Annotated in this window: 19 protein-coding genes and 3 pseudogenes; 16 read left to right on the plus strand and 6 right to left on the minus strand. The window is 40.5% G+C overall.

Going from position 1 to position 16514, the window contains the following annotated elements; all coding sequences use genetic code 11:
- The first annotated feature begins 625 nt into the window (after positions 1 to 625).
- From ADU37_RS11445 to ADU37_RS08305, 4 genes are read left to right on the plus strand one after another with little or no spacing between them, the layout of a single operon-like run.
- A complete protein-coding gene (locus tag ADU37_RS11445) occupies positions 626 to 793 on the plus strand; it encodes a hypothetical protein (protein ID WP_158508492.1) in 168 nt (55 codons plus the stop codon).
- 54 nt (positions 794 to 847) lie between these two features.
- The gene (locus ADU37_RS08295; protein ID WP_082663042.1) at positions 848 to 1681 is read left to right on the plus strand and encodes an ABC transporter ATP-binding protein; all 834 of its coding nucleotides are present in this window, start codon (positions 848 to 850) and stop codon (positions 1679 to 1681) included.
- Positions 1682 to 2449: an ABC transporter permease gene (locus tag ADU37_RS08300; protein ID WP_058947149.1), complete on the plus strand. Its 768-nt coding sequence runs from the start codon at positions 1682 to 1684 to the stop codon at positions 2447 to 2449. It abuts the gene before it with no gap.
- Positions 2434 to 3246, plus strand: coding sequence for an ABC transporter permease (locus tag ADU37_RS08305; protein WP_058947150.1), 813 nt, complete (start codon positions 2434 to 2436; stop codon positions 3244 to 3246). Before ADU37_RS08300 ends, ADU37_RS08305 begins: the two co-directional genes overlap by 16 nt.
- Positions 3247 to 3347: 101 nt before the next feature.
- On the opposite strand, the pseudogene ADU37_RS08310 reads toward ADU37_RS08305, so the two are convergent.
- Positions 3348 to 4100 (minus strand): annotated as a pseudogene (locus ADU37_RS08310) (HAD-IC family P-type ATPase); the annotation flags it as partial.
- A gap of 219 nt (positions 4101 to 4319) precedes the next feature.
- On the opposite strand from ADU37_RS08310, the pseudogene ADU37_RS08315 reads away from it, so the two are divergent.
- Positions 4320 to 4850 (plus strand): annotated as a pseudogene (locus tag ADU37_RS08315) (TRASH domain-containing protein).
- Here ADU37_RS08315 and ADU37_RS08320 read toward each other — a convergent pair.
- Together ADU37_RS08320 and ADU37_RS08325 are read right to left on the minus strand one after the other, a co-directional pair.
- Positions 4791 to 5531, minus strand: coding sequence for a cytochrome C biogenesis protein (locus ADU37_RS08320; protein ID WP_058947151.1), 741 nt, complete (start codon positions 5529 to 5531; stop codon positions 4791 to 4793). The pseudogene ADU37_RS08315 and the gene ADU37_RS08320 sit on opposite strands and share 60 nt — an antisense overlap.
- Positions 5532 to 5586: 55 nt before the next feature.
- Positions 5587 to 5946, minus strand: coding sequence for a hypothetical protein (locus ADU37_RS08325; protein WP_058947152.1), 360 nt, complete (start codon positions 5944 to 5946; stop codon positions 5587 to 5589).
- A 215-nt stretch (positions 5947 to 6161) separates the two neighbouring features.
- Between ADU37_RS08325 and ADU37_RS08330 the strand changes: the two genes are divergently transcribed.
- Positions 6162 to 6707, plus strand: a complete 546-nt coding sequence (locus tag ADU37_RS08330; protein WP_011011866.1) for a class I SAM-dependent methyltransferase — start codon at positions 6162 to 6164, stop codon at positions 6705 to 6707.
- 18 nt (positions 6708 to 6725) lie between these two features.
- Here ADU37_RS08330 and ADU37_RS11085 read toward each other — a convergent pair.
- Positions 6726 to 6830: pseudogene (locus ADU37_RS11085) on the minus strand (SHOCT domain-containing protein); the annotation flags it as partial.
- Between the two features lie 697 nt (positions 6831 to 7527).
- Between ADU37_RS11085 and ADU37_RS08335 the strand changes: the two are divergent.
- From ADU37_RS08335 to ADU37_RS08360, 6 genes are read left to right on the plus strand one after another with little or no spacing between them, the layout of a single operon-like run.
- Entirely contained in the window at positions 7528 to 8625 is a 1098-nt protein-coding gene (locus ADU37_RS08335; RefSeq protein ID WP_238981946.1) for a hypothetical protein, read from the plus strand.
- Positions 8625 to 9530: an ABC transporter ATP-binding protein gene (locus ADU37_RS08340; protein WP_232054787.1), complete on the plus strand. Its 906-nt coding sequence runs from the start codon at positions 8625 to 8627 to the stop codon at positions 9528 to 9530. The genes ADU37_RS08335 and ADU37_RS08340 overlap by 1 nt, the downstream gene beginning before the upstream one ends.
- Positions 9531 to 9563: 33 nt before the next feature.
- Positions 9564 to 9854, plus strand: coding sequence for a hypothetical protein (locus tag ADU37_RS08345; protein WP_058947156.1), 291 nt, complete (start codon positions 9564 to 9566; stop codon positions 9852 to 9854).
- Entirely contained in the window at positions 9820 to 10779 is a 960-nt protein-coding gene (locus ADU37_RS08350) for an ATP-binding cassette domain-containing protein (protein WP_058947157.1), read from the plus strand. Before ADU37_RS08345 ends, ADU37_RS08350 begins: the two co-directional genes overlap by 35 nt.
- The gene (locus ADU37_RS08355) at positions 10772 to 11563 is read left to right on the plus strand and encodes an ABC-2 family transporter protein (RefSeq protein ID WP_058947158.1); all 792 of its coding nucleotides are present in this window, start codon (positions 10772 to 10774) and stop codon (positions 11561 to 11563) included. Before ADU37_RS08350 ends, ADU37_RS08355 begins: the two co-directional genes overlap by 8 nt.
- Before the next feature lie 4 nt (positions 11564 to 11567).
- Entirely contained in the window at positions 11568 to 12356 is a 789-nt protein-coding gene (locus tag ADU37_RS08360) for an ABC-2 family transporter protein (protein ID WP_042699671.1), read from the plus strand.
- 367 nt (positions 12357 to 12723) lie between these two features.
- Here the strand turns inward: ADU37_RS08360 and ADU37_RS08370 are convergent, their stop codons facing one another.
- Entirely contained in the window at positions 12724 to 13212 is a 489-nt protein-coding gene (locus tag ADU37_RS08370; protein ID WP_144433244.1) for a hypothetical protein, read from the minus strand.
- Positions 13213 to 13662: 450 nt separating this feature from the next.
- On the opposite strand from ADU37_RS08370, the gene ADU37_RS11670 reads away from it, so the two are divergent.
- The 4 genes from ADU37_RS11670 to ADU37_RS08380 all read left to right on the plus strand — a co-directional run bounded on the left by ADU37_RS11670 (position 13663) and on the right by ADU37_RS08380 (position 15136).
- On the plus strand, positions 13663 to 14013 hold the full coding sequence (locus tag ADU37_RS11670; RefSeq protein WP_238981947.1) for an ATP-binding cassette domain-containing protein: 351 nt from the start codon (positions 13663 to 13665) through the stop codon (positions 14011 to 14013).
- Between the two features lie 227 nt (positions 14014 to 14240).
- Complete coding sequence (locus ADU37_RS11675; protein ID WP_238981948.1) at positions 14241 to 14429, plus strand: hypothetical protein; 189 nt, start codon at positions 14241 to 14243, stop codon at positions 14427 to 14429.
- A complete protein-coding gene (locus ADU37_RS11680; RefSeq protein ID WP_238981949.1) occupies positions 14422 to 14694 on the plus strand; it encodes a hypothetical protein in 273 nt (90 codons plus the stop codon). Before ADU37_RS11675 ends, ADU37_RS11680 begins: the two co-directional genes overlap by 8 nt.
- The gene (locus tag ADU37_RS08380) at positions 14669 to 15136 is read left to right on the plus strand and encodes a hypothetical protein (RefSeq protein ID WP_238981950.1); all 468 of its coding nucleotides are present in this window, start codon (positions 14669 to 14671) and stop codon (positions 15134 to 15136) included. Before ADU37_RS11680 ends, ADU37_RS08380 begins: the two co-directional genes overlap by 26 nt.
- On the opposite strand, the gene merA is transcribed toward ADU37_RS08380, so the two are convergent.
- On the minus strand, positions 15110 to 16510 hold the full coding sequence (gene merA, locus ADU37_RS08385) for a mercury(II) reductase (RefSeq protein ID WP_158508493.1): 1401 nt from the start codon (positions 16508 to 16510) through the stop codon (positions 15110 to 15112). The genes ADU37_RS08380 and merA overlap by 27 nt on opposite strands.
- Positions 16511 to 16514 lie beyond the last annotated feature (4 nt).

The raw sequence follows: 16514 nt of genomic DNA on the forward strand, positions 1-16514 counted from the left end.
AAATTCATAGCTGAATTCCAAAACTGGGGACATGTCTTCTCTTGCCGAGACGAAAATGAATCCAGTGTTTTTACCGTTCTTGAAAAGACTTAACAACCCCCATCTCACGCCAATTCCTCCTTCAAGTTTTCATAACTATTATTGTAATTTCAATTATTTAACTTTTTGATTTACAACAGTGATACTGGATAGTGTAAATTTAAGAGGACTATCATAGAATGTGTGAGAAAGGATAACATAAAGTTAATGCTCGTTGCCATGATTTTAAAGATGCTACTTTTAGAATTAACTAAATTTTCAAATTTTGAATAATATTTAAAGTTTTATCTAGAATTTGTGAAAAGAAGCTTTTTGAGGACTTACTTTTTTTGGAAATTTATTAACTTCTGATTATTAACTATAAGTTTACGAGAAGAATAAATATATATAGCAACCTACTAAATTATGCATGATATTAAGTTAGGAGGGAGTACCAATGGTGAAGACAATTCTGTCAAGACTAATATCTGGTCCTACCCCCGCAGGAGGATGTTGCAACCGTAGCCAGAGATGCAAAATTAATTTTTTATTTTAATACCAAATCCTACTCTGGAGACATAAACTCACGGAAAAGGAGGGATCACCAATGAAGTATGTAGTTCGTAAAACTCTTCCCAATGGTCAGACTATTTTATTCAACATATTGACTAAATCCATTGAGATTGTGTCTGATAATGCTGATAATGAAAGCATTTCACAAAAACTAAAGGCCTCCTTCATCTTTGTTGACGGAGACGGTATAACAAAACTATAAAAATTACAATTACTTCAAAAAGGACAGAAAATTATCAACGTATGGTGACGTACTATGAATAATGAAGTAATCCAAATTATTGGTGTCTCTAAGTCTTTCGGAAATATCGAGGTGCTAAAAAATATAAATCTTAGAATTCGTGAGGGGGACTTTGTAGTAATAGCTGGAGAAAACGGTTCGGGTAAGACAACACTTCTCAAAGTAATGACAGGTCTGTTAATCCCAGATGAAGGCAAAGTTAGGGTTTTAGGGTTTGATGTATCTAAAGACTGGAAAAAACTTTCTAAGTATATTGGTGTTGCGTTAGCAAATGAAAGGAGCCTATATTGGAAGCTTACAGGCCTAGAAAATTTAGAGATATTTGCCGGACTTTATGGGGTCAAAAAAGGGAAAAAACAGGCCTTAGAAATCTTAGAGAAACTTAATCTAGTACATGTAAAAGATAAGCTTGTAGAGGAATATTCAAGTGGCATGCGACGGAAATTGCTTTTAGCTAAAGCCACAATTCATAACCCCAAAATCCTGTTTCTTGATGAAATACTTAACGGTCTCGATCCCAAGTCCTATTTAGAGATTATAGAGTTCCTTGAGGAATTAAATCAAAATGGGATAACAATTGTTTTAATTAGCCATGTCCTTCATGATCTACCTCAAAAAGCTAGGCTGATAGTTATGAAAGATGGTAGGATTGTGCTTGACGATAAACTTTCGAAGTTCAAATTGGATGAGAGTATAAAAATCAAAGCAACGATTAACGGAAAAGAAATTGAAAGAATAGTATCCGAAAATGAGCTCAATGAAACATTAATAGAGCTCACAAAAGGTGGAGCCAAGAATATTCAAATTGAAAGAGATGACTTATACTCCATTTTAAGGAGGATTCTTTAGATGATTAACATGAGTGGAGTACTCACAATTGCCAAAAAAGAATACAAAATACAACTTCGATATCGCGTAGTGTGGCTTAACCTTGCCTTAACCCCGTTCTTTATGTTGGCTCCGTGGGTTCTAACCGCTAGAATGTTCTCCTCAGACTTTGGGGAAGCTGTTTTAGTTAGCTCCCTCATGTGGTACTGGCTCAATCAATACTTTTTTGGAGTTCAAGAAGCATTCGAAGAGGAGAGAGAAGAGGGGACTCTAATAAGTATTGCTTTAGCTCCAATCTCACTGCTGGAGTTTTTGATTGGAAAAGGAATGTGGATCCTTGTGGAATGTATATACATAACGGGGGTTACCATGCTAATCTTCTGGGCTCTGGGAACATCGCAGGCAACGTCATTTCAGATGTTCGCTGTCTACATACTCTCAGGGTTGTATACGTTTGCATTTTCTATCCTCTGGGGAGCTTTAGTGTTGCAATTCAGAAGGATCGCGGGTATAAATTTTATAACTCAAGAAATCCTGGGGATAGCCTCTGGTGTCACTGCTAACATTAATGCTTATCCTAGACTAATGAGAACTGTAGCTTATATTCTTCCCCTAACATATACAATAAAAATCGGCAGAGAAATTCTGCTAGGAAGAACTTTTTTTGAAGTTCTCCCCGATTTAGCTATCCTGACAATCATAACGTTTCTGTACTTTTCTATGGGAACAGTAATGCTCAAAAGGGCTGAAAATAATTTAAGGAGTACGGGAGGATGGGAAGCTTGGTGAGGTTCTTATATCTCGCAAAAGCATCTCTATTAACTGCAAAACGTTATAGAATAGACTGGTATGGCAATGTATTAATGCCTGTTCTGGGGATTCTTCCTGTTATTATTGCCGTTTGGTATGGGAATAAAATCGGTTTTCTAGATTTTTCCCATATTGTTGGAACTAAAAAATTCTTTGAATACTACATCCTCGGAATTGCATATTGGAACTATATCGAAGCAGTGTGGACTTCAATTTTCGTACTCAGAGAACACATGAGGATTGGACAATTAGAAGAGCTCCTTCTTACTCCGATTAAGCCATGGGAATATATTCTTGGTTGGTCTTTCTTGGCGATAAGTTTAACAACAATAAGTTCTTTGCCGTTAATTATAGTAGCGTTGGTAATAAACATCTTTCACCTGAGCATAGAAACTTGTATTCTGGCGGTATCCATATTTTTAATTTCAATGATAGCCTCTTTTGGTTTTGCATTTTTAATTTTTGGTTTAACGTTAGTGATTAGAGAAGGTGATGAAATAGTTTCATTACTCGGAAATGCTGCTCCTCTTTTAGGTGGTCTTTACTTTCCTGTAACTCTACTTCCAACGCCATTATTAGTTATCTCTTATGTATTTCCCTTTACTTGGGGAATTGATCTACTCAGAGCTGTGTTTTTAGATTCCAAAACAATTCTCAGTTTTGAAACTGAACTGATACTTCTCTTTATAATGTCCCTTGGATACTTTGGAATGGGGATTCTAAGCTACAAATCACTTGAGATTAAAATGAGAAGAAAAGGAATTCAGGGATTTTAATAGTTCATGAAAACTCAGAATATGCATTAAAAGCTCTCTACTCAACAATATTACAAAGAGTCCAGACAGTTAAAAAAGAGAAAAAGTCTAAGGCAGTTACATCAAACCTTCAAAAACTTTGCATTTATTGCAACTATAACTGTGCTCAAGCTCATCAGAAGAGCACCCACTGCTGGGCTTAACAGTACTCCATAGCTGTAGAGTACTCCAGCTGCTAAGGGAATTGCAAATGTGTTATAACCAGTTGCCCATGCCAAATTCTGCACCATCTTTCTGTAGGTCGCCTTCGCGAGGTGTATTGCCGTTATAACGTCTCTTGGGTCATTCTTGACAAGGATTATGTCAGCGCTCTCTATTGCTACATCAGTTCCAGCTCCAATTGCTATACCTACATCGGCTTGAATCAAAGCAGGAGCATCGTTTATTCCGTCTCCGACCATTGCCACGATGAAGCCTTTTTCTTGGAGCTCCTTAATCTTCTCCGACTTTTGATGAGGCAAAACCTCTGCAAAGTAACCATCTAAACCAAGCTCCTCGGCAACCCATTTTGCGACTTTTGCGTTGTCTCCTGTGAGCATGTAAGCTTTGATTCCCATCCCATGAAGCCTCTTTATGGCTTCCCTTGACTCCGGTCTTATCTTATCGGCTAAAGCTAAAGCACCTACAAGTCCACCATCAATAAGTAAGAATACTACGGTCTTACCTTGTTCAAGAACCTTATTAACACGCTCGTCTTCTTTCCAGAGGCCATTTTCCTTCAAGAAGCCAGGGCTTACGACGAGAACTTCTTTTCCGTTAATGACGCCTTGAACTCCCTTGCCAGGGAGAACTTTAGACTCTTCAACTTCATAAAGGCCCATAAGTTTCTTTATGGCCTCGTTTGTTCTCCCTTTGGCCCTCGCCTCAAGAAACCTTCCGAGGAGGAGGAACGCCATAAGAAGAACGCTCGCTTCATAAAAGTTAAACTCCTCTGGAATTATCCCAAATGTGGCCAAAACACTCGTCAAATACGCAGAACCTATGCCCAGAGAGTACATGACCTCCATGTTGAGCGTCTTATGTCTGAGTGAAGAATAGGCCTTCTCGAAAATCCCCCTGCCAGCATAGAGTATAGCTATCGTCGCAAGAAGAAACTGAGCATATCGGAGCTGGCCGATAGGCTTGGAATTAGCAGGCTAACGGTGAGAGCAAGGTTGGAGAAGCTCGAGAAGGAGGGAATAATCCAGGGTTACACAATAAAGCTAAATCCCGAACTTCAGAGGGCTCATAATGTGGTCGCTCTGGTTGTTAAAACTGAGAACCCGATAAAATGGAGGAGTTCGAGGAAATAATTGAGGTAAACCGCTTCACAAGCACGAAGTACCTCATAAAGGTGACTGTGGAAAATATGGAAGACCTCAAGCGGGTTATTGAGAGACTACTGCGGAAAGGAAATCGTTGGAGAACCGATAGTTTACAAGTACCACAACAAAGTCTACTTCTTCTGCTGTCCCACCTGCTTTAGAGAGTTCAAGAAGGCAAGGGAAAACCTGGAGAAAGTTAAACTATCCAAGGAGCAGGAGGTAAAGGATGCTCACGAACACGAGCACCATACCCATGGCTAAGTCCCCTCTTCCACTCATTTTTGAGAGTTTGTTGACAGCTTCGCCGAGCTTTGCATATCTGCTTCCATAGTGGAACCCCAACGTAACTAATGCCAAGGGGAGCACTGAAATCCCAATGAACACTCCCAAGAGTACTGCCCTAGTGCCTAAGGAGAATCCATCAGATAACAAAGAGGTTACAAGCAGGTACGAGGGAAGAACACACGAAAGAGAGAGAAAAGACATTATGCCACCCACTAAAAAAGCACTCGGTGGTGATGTAGCCCTCTCAAGAATTCTGTTGCTTTTCTCCCTCAGGGGGTTGCTTGGGGATATTTTTACATATCCCAGAGATGATGCTATTTTGTAGGCTCCCACTAAGATGCCAAATGCCACAACAAAGTACCTTAAGCCGATAAATTTTCCGTGGAGGTTCATCAAGACGGAGGCTATTATAGTATATCCCAGAAAAGCTCCCGCAGTAAACGAGAGTCCAACTTTGAGAACCTTATTTTTGTCGATCAGAGCTATCATCGAGAGGAGAAACACAATCATCAGAAAAATAGAGGGCCTAAATGCATTCAGAATCCCAAGTGCTATTACGGAAAGGGTCGTCAATCCCGTAAATTCGTTTATGGGCTCGGCTAGAACTCTTCCGCTCATGCTTAACAGCCCAAATAATAGTAAGATAATCTTTTTCATTTTGTGGCACCTCCTTATGTAAGTTGCCAAATTTCATGGAATGACACTGAGGACATCATGGGCTCTCTTCTTCCTCTTCTTCAAAGCCCATATACTTCTCGCATGCCTCGTGCATTTCCTTCATTTCTTCCCAGTTAACACCCATATGCTCTTCCATCTCCTTTTCCATTTCTTCATGGAACTCGGTGAAGTTCCCATCGGCCATGTACTCCTCCATCTCTTCGTGTTCGTCCATCATGCCGTGCATGCCGTAGCCCATCATTCCCATGCCCATTCCATGACCGCCCATTGGACCAAAGCCCCAGTGCGAACCGGTCTTCTCTCCAACGTCAAACCCGCCACTGTGGGCTAGGCCATACGGGATTGCTATGAGCGCCCCAATTATGAAACCAATTAGCAGTGACTTCCACTCCATCTTATCATCCTCTCCCTTTTTCTAATACACTCCTAGGTGGGCAAGGGATAATAGGCTTATCATTCCCAGCATGGCAACCAAAAAGTTGTTCCTTTGCCAGAATGGAAGGGTAAGCTTAATTGGAAGTTTGTGAAGATAATTAACAGGCGAGAAACGTGGATCCCGCGAAAAAATATGATAGATTTGCAAAGATTTATGATCTGTTTGAAAGCCCTATGGAGATACGAGCTTTTTCAAAATACAGGAAAAGAGCCCTAAGTCTTGTTAGGGGTAAAGTCCTCGAGATAGGAGTAGGAACGGGAAAGAACCTCCCATATTACCCGAAGGATGTGGAGGTTATTGGCATAGACTTCAGCAGAAACATGCTTAAAAAAGCTGAAGAACGGAGAAGGAAGCTCAGGTTAGAGAACGTCACGCTTTTATACATGGACGCCCAAGATCTGGAGTTTGAGGATAATACCTTCGACACCATAGTTAGCACGTTCGTCTTCTGTACAGTTCCAGATCCGATTAAAGGGCTAAAAGAGGCTTACAGAGTGCTAAAACCTGGAGGAAGAGCAATATTTCTTGAGCACATGAAAAGCGAGTCAAAGCTTCTCAACGTCCCCCTCTACCTCATGGAGCCCTTCATAAGAACGCTCCTCGGAACTTCTCTGCTGAGGGAAACTCAGAGAAACATCGAGAGGGCGGGCTTTAAAATAGAAAAGGTCGAGAACCTCTTCTATGATATCGTGAGGCTGATAATAGCTACAAAAGACTGAGGATTGAGCTGTTAATCCTCACCCTTCAAGAAGCTTTCTCTTTCTTCTCTGATATTCCTCGTCGTCTATCTCGCCTCTGGCGTATTTTTCATCGAGAATTTCAAGTGCCCTCTTCTTCAGCGTCACGGTTTCCAGGGAGAAGCTTTTGGGCATCCACGAGATGTTCCTCAGTCTTCCGCTTGATCCGGTTCAGCTTGTGTTCATTAGAACTCTCGGAAGTTTTATCATAGGAATCACGGGGGATAGCTTTGGGTAGTATCGCCGGATGGATGCTTACTGAATATCATACCTAGGCAATCCACTCTCCCTGACAAAGATATTCAGTGGAGTCCTAATATCGGCTCCTCTCCTCTTCAGCTTCACTTTTCCGGTAATCCTGATAACGTTCCTGTTCCATTCGATACGCCTTGACGTTGTAAAGGGAGTCATTGCTCCTGTGGCATTCTTTGCGCCCCTCTACATCTCCAAGTATCCGGGATGGGACTCTCAATACCAATGGCATTCGGTATTTCCCTGCTCCTTTCCACGGGGGACCATCGTTGTATCTTCTCTGATGATAAAATCCCTCTATGGTTGGTCTAAGATTATATACGTCCAAAACAGTGAAAACTATCGGAAGTTGTAAGTTTTTAAGTACTCGATATTCAGAAATTAGGTTCACAGGATATTGCTTTTTTTATAGTAGTTTGTTAACTTAATGTTTTAAACATAAAGTTTAGAAAAAACTTAAATTCGTAATTAATACTATTTGTAATTGGAGAGCTAGTAAGGATGTCAGAAAGTAACAGGGGGGCCCTGACAGATGTGTTTTAACTCTATCTTGCTTCATTACTTTAACAGGCTTATGAAATACTACGGGCTGGCGATGGGCTCTTCATTATTCTTCTCTATACTTTCAAAAACGCCATTTATAATCGAGCCACTCATTTTATACATCACAGTATTTGTTATTGGATATGTTATTGAATGCAACTCTACGTTATACCAGATAAGGAAATTCTCCTGTGGTGGTAGATATTACAATCTTGAAAAATTTGGTATTATATCAGCGCTTTTTGCCTTCTCCATGTTTTATGTATTCTCAGTTTCTGGCATTATGATAGCTATTGGTGGATTTGAATTCTCGGTGAATGATATCCTGAATATGAGCCTTGTCTCAACAATTTATTCGTGCTTCCTTCTGTTTGGAGTATTTCTGATTTCTGGTCTAATCCCTGCGGTAATATTGCTAATGATTGTGGTGATTCAGACATCCTTGATAGTTGGGAATTCAGGAAGTATTTCAGAGTTGGTTATGGAGATCCCTAAAACTGAGAATCTCATCTTAATATCATTATCAACCATGGCCCTTACCATACTATTCCTAACATTTATAGGAAGGGAGCCAAGTGTGAGACCAATCATGATCCCAGTAAAATTTTTTAAAGGAACCCTGGCGTGGATTTCCTTCATTATGAGCTACTCAGTAAGGTACTCCTTTATAACTGCCCCTATACTTATGTCCCCCATTATTTACAAATATATTTCAGGGCTTGAAAGAATTGAAATAATATACATGACTATTGGATACCTTCTCCCATCTTTTTTGATTAGTAGTGTTAGTGTGGCAGATACGTTGAGACTCTTAAACTTTAGGAAACTCTTTATTTCCTTATCAATGTTCACCCTGTTTTCAATGATCATAACCGTCCCATTTACCGTCGGGATAAACACTAAAATTATCCTCAGGTTGATATTGTGGTCATTTCTTGGTTCCAGTATAGCACTCTTGAGGAAATTCAAAAAGTACTACGGAAAAGATTCAATATTGCTTCCCTTTCTGGCGTCTATCCTAATGATCCTAGGGATATATTTTGGAGCAATGGTAGTTCCCTTTGCGTTCATATTTTTGCATGTATTCCTGCGGAGGTGTGAATGATGGGGGAACCTCTCATTATGTGCAAAGAACTAACAAAAACATTTGGAAAAACACGTGCTCTTGACAGGATTAACTTTTCAGCCCCTCCGGGACTGATAATATTGCTTGGTAAAAACGGAAGTGGGAAAAGCACCTTGGCTAAGATAATCAGTACGCTTTTACCCTACGACGAGGGGAATGTAAAGGTAAAAGGAAAGGAAGTAAACTCAAACAAAAGAGAAATCCGGCAAATGATATCATACCTGCCCCAAGATAATATAGTCGAGGATGCCTTAACTGTTCAGGAAATTGTTGAACTGTATTCCAGGCTTTTTGGAGAACCTGACACTAAGGCAGATGAGCTATTGGATTACCTGGGGCTCTCTCCGTATAGGGACACTCTTGCCGGAAACTTAAGCGGAGGCTTAAAAAGGCGCCTGTCAATACTCCTTGCATTTCTACCTGACAGAGACATTTATATTTTGGACGAACCATTCGAAGAGCTGGATTTTTGGGGGCGAATTAAGGTTACGGAGCTAATTCATCACGCTTTAAAGAAAGGTAAAAGCATTTTCCTCATATCTCACACGGCCACCTGGCTTGAGGAGATAGCCGATTATATATTGATTCTACATCAAGGAAAACTACTGTACGCAGATTCTCCCAACAATCTGAAACAGGCATTTAAGGATGTCTATGCAATAGATATGGAGTCACTTTCGGAGATTAAGAAAATCCTGAAAAGCCACCATAATGTAACAGCGGCAATTAATGAAAGAGTGTCGGTCATTGGAGAACGCCATGCCCTCTCCAATATTACAAAGATTAAAAACGAAGAGATCCGGGAGGCATCTATCAGCGAAATATGCGCTTTTATCGTGAACAATGCAGCTTTACAGCAAAGCAACTTCATCAAAAAACTATAAAATTTCATACTGCATGCTCTGGAGGTTTGAGAAATGCCTCACAAGATGATCAAATCTCGGTTAATGGAGGAAGTTAAATACACTACGAAAGAGCTCGGCATTCTTGGAGTGAACGCCTTAGCGAACGTAGTCATAATCACGTGGCAATTTCCAGAGGATGCAAAGGCGGATGTAGATCAAGAGCTTACTATTTCAGTGGTAAAAATCCATCTGCCCCGGATGTTATCTTCTGCAACCTCTGGAGGCTCTTGTTTTCGGAAAATATCAAAGAACCTCAGAGTTGAGAAAAATGTCCGAGATAATAATCAAAATAGAAAATCTTAACCTCATTTACAAGCGTGGCCAAGAGCGCATCAAAGCGTTAGATTCAATTAACTTGACTATCAGCAAAGGTGAAAAAGTTGGCATACTGGGTCCCAACGGGGCGGGGAAGTCATCACTAATAAAAATTTTGGCGGGAATTATTAGGCCTACATCTGGAAATGTAATTTGTTTAGGTTTGAACCCCTTTAAAGACCGTCGTAAATATCTGGAAAAAATTGGAGTTGTTTTTGGGCATAAAGGTTTTTTAATCCCAGATGTACCTGTTATAATGTCTCTTAAACTCGCAGCTGCAGTATATGGTGTGCCTAAAGAAGAATTTAACAAAAAACTCAAAGAATTGACTGAAATTTTAGGAATTGAACGAAGTCTTCTAAAGCGCCCTCCTCGCTTGATGTCCCTTGGTCAAAGAATAAAATTTGAACTAATTTCTTCTCTCCTTCACGAACCCGAACTTCTTATTCTCGATGAAGCCCTAATCGGAATTGATGTTGTGTCAAGACATATTATAAAAAACTATTTGACAAAGATAAACAAGGAACTTGAGACCACAATTTTAATTTCATCCCATATTTTATCTGACGTGGAAGATTTTTGTGATCGAGTCATAATACTGAACAGTGGCAAGTTAGTACTTGACACGAGCATAGAACAGCTGAAAAAGCGGCTTGGACAATTAAAGCAAATTGAAATGCACGTAATTTCCGAAGCTTATGCACCTTACGTAGCGGAGATGCTCAAGAAGGTCTCTTCTGATGTTACAGTGGACGGGACATTTGTAAAGTGCAGATTGCCATCTGAAAAAGTCAATGAAATTTTAACACTCATGTTAATGCCCAACAATCACAAATTGAACATTATAGAGGACATTATCATTAAAGAACCTTCTTTGGAAGACATCATTAAGAAGGTGTCTAACTATGAATAGGCTGTCTTGTGTAATCAACGTCCTCTTAAAATCTGCAGTGAAAAGGGTTAGGCTGTATAAAACCGACCTAGCTCTCTATTTAGTAGCATGGTGTGGATTTACCGCTCTGTTAATGACCTTCTGGACTTCGGTGTTAGCCAATTTTGAGATTGTGACCTTTACACGTGGAGAAGTGCTTGCATTTATAGGGATGTACTATATTGCATGGGGCATCGTTTCTTTTTTCTGGGGTGTACGGGATCTTCATGTTTACATTGTAGATGGCACAATTGACGTTTACCTGACCAAGCCCATAAATCCTGTGTTTTTAGTAATCTTAACAAAAAGCCATGCTGGAGTAGTTTTGGAAATTCTTACTGGAGTGATTCTACTCCTAATATCAATTCCACTATTGCCCAACCCAATAACTATTAAAAACATTTTTTTAAGCATTATTTTCCTCTCAGGAGGCGTAGCTCTTTATGCTTTAATCTACGGGGCTTTGAGTATGTTGGCCTTCTTCGTAGGTAGGATGGAGCACACCATTGAGCTAATTGACTACGCCTATGAATACACGTATTATCCGCTAAATTTTCTACCTAAGGGTCTGAGAAGCATTCTTACTTGGGCATTACCCTTGGCATTCTTAGTCACACTCCCTACTCTCAGTTTACTTGGGAAACTATCGACTAAGAAGCTCATAATATCAATCATCGGGGAGGGTATTCTACTCATCGTGTGGTTTGGGATTTTTGTGGCTGTTTTCAAAAAGGGCTTAGAGAAATACACATCTGCAGGAGGATGAGTGTATGAAGCTCGCAGTGGTGAAAACTCTTGTACAGGTTCATTTTGAGAAGCTCAAGACGTATAGGCGGGATTTTTTAATAGGGTTTGTTTCTGCTCCCATACAATTTCTCTTTCTTGTAGCTTTTTGGAGCTATGTCTATAGAACCTTCTCTCAAAAAACAGATATACCTACACTTAACGTAACGATTGCTTATTATGCTCTTCTCCTTATCTATGATAATGCAATCTCAGCATTAAATATCTCTGGAAAGCTCTCTAGAGATATATTTACGGGCAGAATTGATGTACTTCTCTCTAAGCCAATTTCTCCCCTGCTTAATTATGCCATTGAAGGTTATGTAAGATACCTTGTTTTTATACCGGTCTACCTCATTGTTTACTTTCCTATTGCGATAAAACTTGGTTTAAAATTTGACACTGAACATATTCTGGTAGCTTTCTTAGTTTTGTTGGCATCCTCTACTATCAAGTTTTTAATAAGCTCTCTACTCGGCTTAGCTTCTGTATGGACTGGTAAAATAGTGGGTATAACAAGAATATATCAATTTGTTGAGTTAATACTCTCTGGAGGATTTGTTCCCTTATACCTTTATCCTGAGCCACTAAAAAGTATTGCAACATTCCTTCCTTTTTATTACCTCGCATACGTGCCAGTAGTGATTTGGATAGCTCCTGAGCTTGTCGCTCCTTCAACTTTTGTACTGTTGACTGTGTGGATTGTAGTATTGCTCTTCTTGGTGCATGTTATAACTCATCGTGCTTTATCCTCATATCAGTCTTCGTATGGATGATTTTTGGTATTTCGCATTGGCTCATCCACCTATTGTGACTGAAAGGTTTTAGAGTTTTCTTCCTGAGGGCTTATCATGGCAAGTGCCCCCAAACTACTATATATCATGAGATTCTAATTCTTTTGGTGTTGTTTGGGTGAGAATAGCTGAATGGATGTGTAAGCGCCAATGCTTACTAAAAAAACCAACACTCCCAGCCTGACTACGTTATTAAGGAGGAATAATCTGTCAATCACATTAAAAATTAACCCCGGGATGATTAATGTTAAGATGGTTGAAATTAAGGCCGAGTAGTAAGAGTTAAATTCTTTCTTAAACCCCCAGAAGACAATTAACAAAAAACTAAAGGATATGAAGTAATCAACTATCATAATATCGCCGTCCAATAAGTCCATGTTACCTTAATGTCAATCCGAGTATTAACTCTCCCAGCATAAGTTATTGTGACATGCCCCGAACGGTCATCTGGATTTAAAGAAAAGTAGTCCCAGTCAAAATAGGATTTGTCAAATGCATCATATGCTTGAATTTTTATGGAATGAAATGCCATAGGAATTGGTAGAGGTACGTCAGAGATTTCGACGAGAATAGTTTTGGGACCATCCCACTCAAGATATAAGGGACATGCATACTCTGAGCAGTGTATAAGATCAAGCTTGGCATAAGCATAGAATTTGCCATCCTCAGCCGTTCCAGAAGCTGTGTAAATGTGTCCGGCATCCCCTACTTGAAGATGCAAGGTTATGGTAATGTCTTTGAAATATACTATCTGCTCTGGGTTTATTTCCTTTTGGTTAGTAGGTTCTGCTACTGTCATTTGGGCAGTCCCCACCAAAACCAACACTAACAACCCCAACAGTAAACCTAAGAGTTTTCTCCTCATTGAGAGACCCCCTTTACAAACTTCTTGTATTATAGCATAATGTTTTATGTTTTCAAATCTTATAAATTTTTTCTTCAAGTTGTAAATATTATCATGATAAGCAGTTAAGGTTAAGTTTTTGGCAGTAGAAAAAGAAGGAGAAGAGGACTGAAACCATCATATACTGAGCGGTTTCAGCATTAAACTTCTCGCAGAAACAGAACCCTATACACCGTCAAAATTTGACGTCCTCTGAAATCACCACAATGCTCTTGTATGCAAAAATATTAAAATATCTTCGTCTACTAATAGCATTAGGGAGTTAATGGCTAATTTACGCAATAAAAGCTCACCGCTTAACTAAACGCTATGACTCAACATTAGCACTCGACTCTTTAAGCTTTAGCGTAGGGCAAAATAGGATAATTGGACTAATAGGATCAAATGGGGGCTGGAAAGACGACTTTAATAAAAATTTTAACTACTCAGCTCAAGCCTACATCAGGGAAAGCCTACGTTCTGGGCTATGAATTAGAGAGGAGCACTGAAATAAGGAAGAGAATTTCCCTTCTACCTCAGGAGGTCAAAGCCCACTTCTACACCCTCACACCTTTTGAATATCTACTATTACCTCAGAATGCACGGGCTGAAAAGGCAAGAGGCAAAAGAAAAGCTCGTGAAGCTATAAGAGAATTCAACATAAGCTATGCCGACAAGCTAAGGGTAGAGCTCTCAGGTGGGAAAGTTAGAAAAGCACTGGTTTCTATGGTCCTTTCCTTCGACGCTAAGCTGTAGTTCTTGGACGAGCCTACACTCGCTTAAAACCCCTCGGCGAGATTCGAACTCCGGCAGATTTTAAGAGAGAAAACCAAAAGTTCGACGATTTTTTTCTACCCAGTCATTATATAGAAGAAGTCTCAAAGGTTTGTGATGAGATAATTCTGCTTAACAAGCAAATATTACTCCAAGGAAAGCCCGAAGAGGTCGTAAAGCACTACTTGCCGCGCTTTAGGAAGAAGGTTGTGGTGTTTGAGTACGCGGATGTAGGAGACTATGCTGTCAAAAAAGCAGGGAAATACCTTTTTATTTATCCAAAAAGTGAAAATGAGCTTGAAGAGCTCACAAAATCGCTCATCTCCAGAGGAGTACCCTTTAAAATTGAAGAACTTACAATTGAGGACTTGTTTCTGCTGGGGTGGGCGAATGATTAGCGTAATCGAGTACTACGCCAAAGCTCTCACGAAGAGTAGAGCCTCACTGATAAGCTTCGCCATTAGACCACTCTCTTTTATCTTTCTCTTAACCGTCGTGAGCGGTGGAAAGCTTTTCCCAACGGCACTCATTGGGGGAATGATTAGCTTTGTCACAGGCATTGGAATAGCTGACTTGACCATAGAGATAGCAGAAATGAAGACGCGCTCAAAGTTTTATGATGTACTCTCGACCCCCAGTGCATTCGCTGAAACTCGGCCTTAGAATTTCAGTAGGGATGAGCATTCCCGCGTTGCCTTACTTGGTTGTTCTCATTGCTACCTTAACCTGCGTGAGGGGACTTTCTCTCTCGGGAATAGTTCAAATAATCCTTCTCTTAGTGTTTTTATGGCTTTGGAGTGTTTTCGTTGGACTCTACATAAGTGTGAAGCTCAAGGAGCCGATAGTTATAATGAGAGTTTCGAACATCACCCTAACAGCTTTAACGGTCTTCGCCCCAGTTTACTATCCCATTGAAGTTCTTCCAAACTTTGCCCACAAAATTATTCTCTTTTTACCGACGACAAGCTGTGCATACCTAATTCACTCACTTTATGAGCCATTAAGTGAGTGGAAAATCGCTTTAACGAGCTTAACATTTTGGTCTTTAGGGATCGGGGTTTTCAAAGAAGAATTGACGCTAGAGGGCACAACACGGCATTTTTGATATATCTCCTTTGAAGGAAAGTGCGGCAAGCTTTATTGCCTCGCTCATCGTCGGGAAGACGTGAAGAGTGTCTATAACCTCATCTATAGTCATTCTGTTCCTAATTATCACAGCGGCCTCATGGATCATCTCAGCGGCGTTGTAAGCTAAGATATGAACCCCAAGGATTTCCTTCGTTTTTGCATCAACGACCATTTTTATCAGGCCCCTTTCTTCACCTAGAATCAATGCCTTTGGAACGCTTGAGATCTCTACCGCTCTGCATGAGCATTCCGTAAACTTTTGGGCTTCCCTGTCGGTTAACCCAACACTCGCAAGCTGCGGATCGGTTAACACAACCTTCGGAACAACTCTATAGTCGATTTTAACGTTCTTTTCCTCTAATGCGTTCGTTGCTACAGTAAAGCCCTCCTTGGCTGCCACTGTCTCTAACATAGGCTCACCTATAACCTCCCCAACTACGTAAATATTTTTGCCCGCTTTCAGAGTTTCATCCACAACCACAAAACCCTTTTCGTCGGTTTTAACATCCGTGTTCTCGAGGCCCAAATCGTGGGTATTTGGACTTCTCCCAGTTGCGAAGAAAACGTATTGTGCTTCAAACATCTTCTCTTTTCCTCCCACTTCAGCATGAACTCTAACTCCTTCTCCAGCTCTTTCAAGGCGTTTTATCCTCGCAGAGGTGTTTATATTGGTCCCCTCCTCACTTAGAATGTCCTCAAGTTCTATTGCCAGTTCAGGCTCAGCTGTGGGCATTATCCTCATGCTTCTCTGCAGAAGAGTTACCTCGCTCCCAGCTCTCGCAAAGATCTGGGCAAACTCCAAAGCTTGAGTTCTTCCCCCGATGATTACAACTGAGTCGGGAACCTTTTCAAGTTCAAGGACATCAATGTGGGTTAGAATTCTGTCCTTAACGTCTTCAACACCGCCTATGGTTAAAATTCTTGGCTTTGCACCCGTTGCTATGAGGGCCTTTTTGAACTTGATCTTCTCGCCGTTTACCACGATTTCACTGTTTGAGCTAAACCTCGCAGAGCCGTCGATGTAATCCACGTTCTCTAGACTCTCCAGAACTTTCTCGTACTTCTCCCTCCTTAGCTTTTTTACGAGTTCATCCTTTCCGTCCAGCAGTTTTCTAAAGTCAAACTCCTTAAGGGTAAAGCTTAGGCCAGAGTAATGGCCCATCAACGCCCTTTTCTTAAGTTCCAAGGCGGTTAGGAGATACTTAGTAGGAACACAGCCAACGTTTACACACGTCCCTCCAATCGGGCCTCGGTTGACCATGAGAGTCTTTACATCAAGCTCATCCGCTTTTAAAGCCGCAGCAAAGCCCGCCGCTCCGCCTCCAATAATAACAAAATCGTATTCGTTCATCATG

It is taken from the genome of Thermococcus sp. 2319x1, from assembly GCF_001484685.1.
Taxonomy (GTDB): domain Archaea; phylum Methanobacteriota_B; class Thermococci; order Thermococcales; family Thermococcaceae; genus Thermococcus_A.

What these genes read in the sequence shown, in the direction of transcription:
- ADU37_RS11445 (WP_158508492.1), top strand. Translation starts at nt 626, where the DNA reads ATGAAGTATGTAGTTCGTAAAACTCTTCCCAATGGTCAGACTATTTTA.
- ADU37_RS08295 (WP_082663042.1), top strand. Translation starts at nt 848, where the DNA reads ATGAATAATGAAGTAATCCAAATTATTGGTGTCTCTAAGTCTTTCGGA.
- ADU37_RS08300 (WP_058947149.1), top strand. Translation starts at nt 1,682, where the DNA reads ATGATTAACATGAGTGGAGTACTCACAATTGCCAAAAAAGAATACAAA.
- ADU37_RS08305 (WP_058947150.1), top strand. Translation starts at nt 2,434, where the DNA reads ATGGGAAGCTTGGTGAGGTTCTTATATCTCGCAAAAGCATCTCTATTA.
- ADU37_RS08320 (WP_058947151.1), bottom strand. Translation starts at nt 5,531, where the DNA reads ATGAAAAAGATTATCTTACTATTATTTGGGCTGTTAAGCATGAGCGGA.
- ADU37_RS08325 (WP_058947152.1), bottom strand. Translation starts at nt 5,946, where the DNA reads ATGGAGTGGAAGTCACTGCTAATTGGTTTCATAATTGGGGCGCTCATA.
- ADU37_RS08330 (WP_011011866.1), top strand. Translation starts at nt 6,162, where the DNA reads ATGGAGATACGAGCTTTTTCAAAATACAGGAAAAGAGCCCTAAGTCTT.
- ADU37_RS08340 (WP_232054787.1), top strand. Translation starts at nt 8,625, where the DNA reads ATGGGGGAACCTCTCATTATGTGCAAAGAACTAACAAAAACATTTGGA.
- ADU37_RS08345 (WP_058947156.1), top strand. Translation starts at nt 9,564, where the DNA reads ATGCCTCACAAGATGATCAAATCTCGGTTAATGGAGGAAGTTAAATAC.
- ADU37_RS08350 (WP_058947157.1), top strand. Translation starts at nt 9,820, where the DNA reads ATGTCCGAGATAATAATCAAAATAGAAAATCTTAACCTCATTTACAAG.
- ADU37_RS08355 (WP_058947158.1), top strand. Translation starts at nt 10,772, where the DNA reads ATGAATAGGCTGTCTTGTGTAATCAACGTCCTCTTAAAATCTGCAGTG.
- ADU37_RS08360 (WP_042699671.1), top strand. Translation starts at nt 11,568, where the DNA reads ATGAAGCTCGCAGTGGTGAAAACTCTTGTACAGGTTCATTTTGAGAAG.
- ADU37_RS11670 (WP_238981947.1), top strand. Translation starts at nt 13,663, where the DNA reads ATGGGGGCTGGAAAGACGACTTTAATAAAAATTTTAACTACTCAGCTC.
- ADU37_RS11680 (WP_238981949.1), top strand. Translation starts at nt 14,422, where the DNA reads ATGATTAGCGTAATCGAGTACTACGCCAAAGCTCTCACGAAGAGTAGA.
- merA (WP_158508493.1), bottom strand. Translation starts at nt 16,510, where the DNA reads ATGAACGAATACGATTTTGTTATTATTGGAGGCGGAGCGGCGGGCTTT.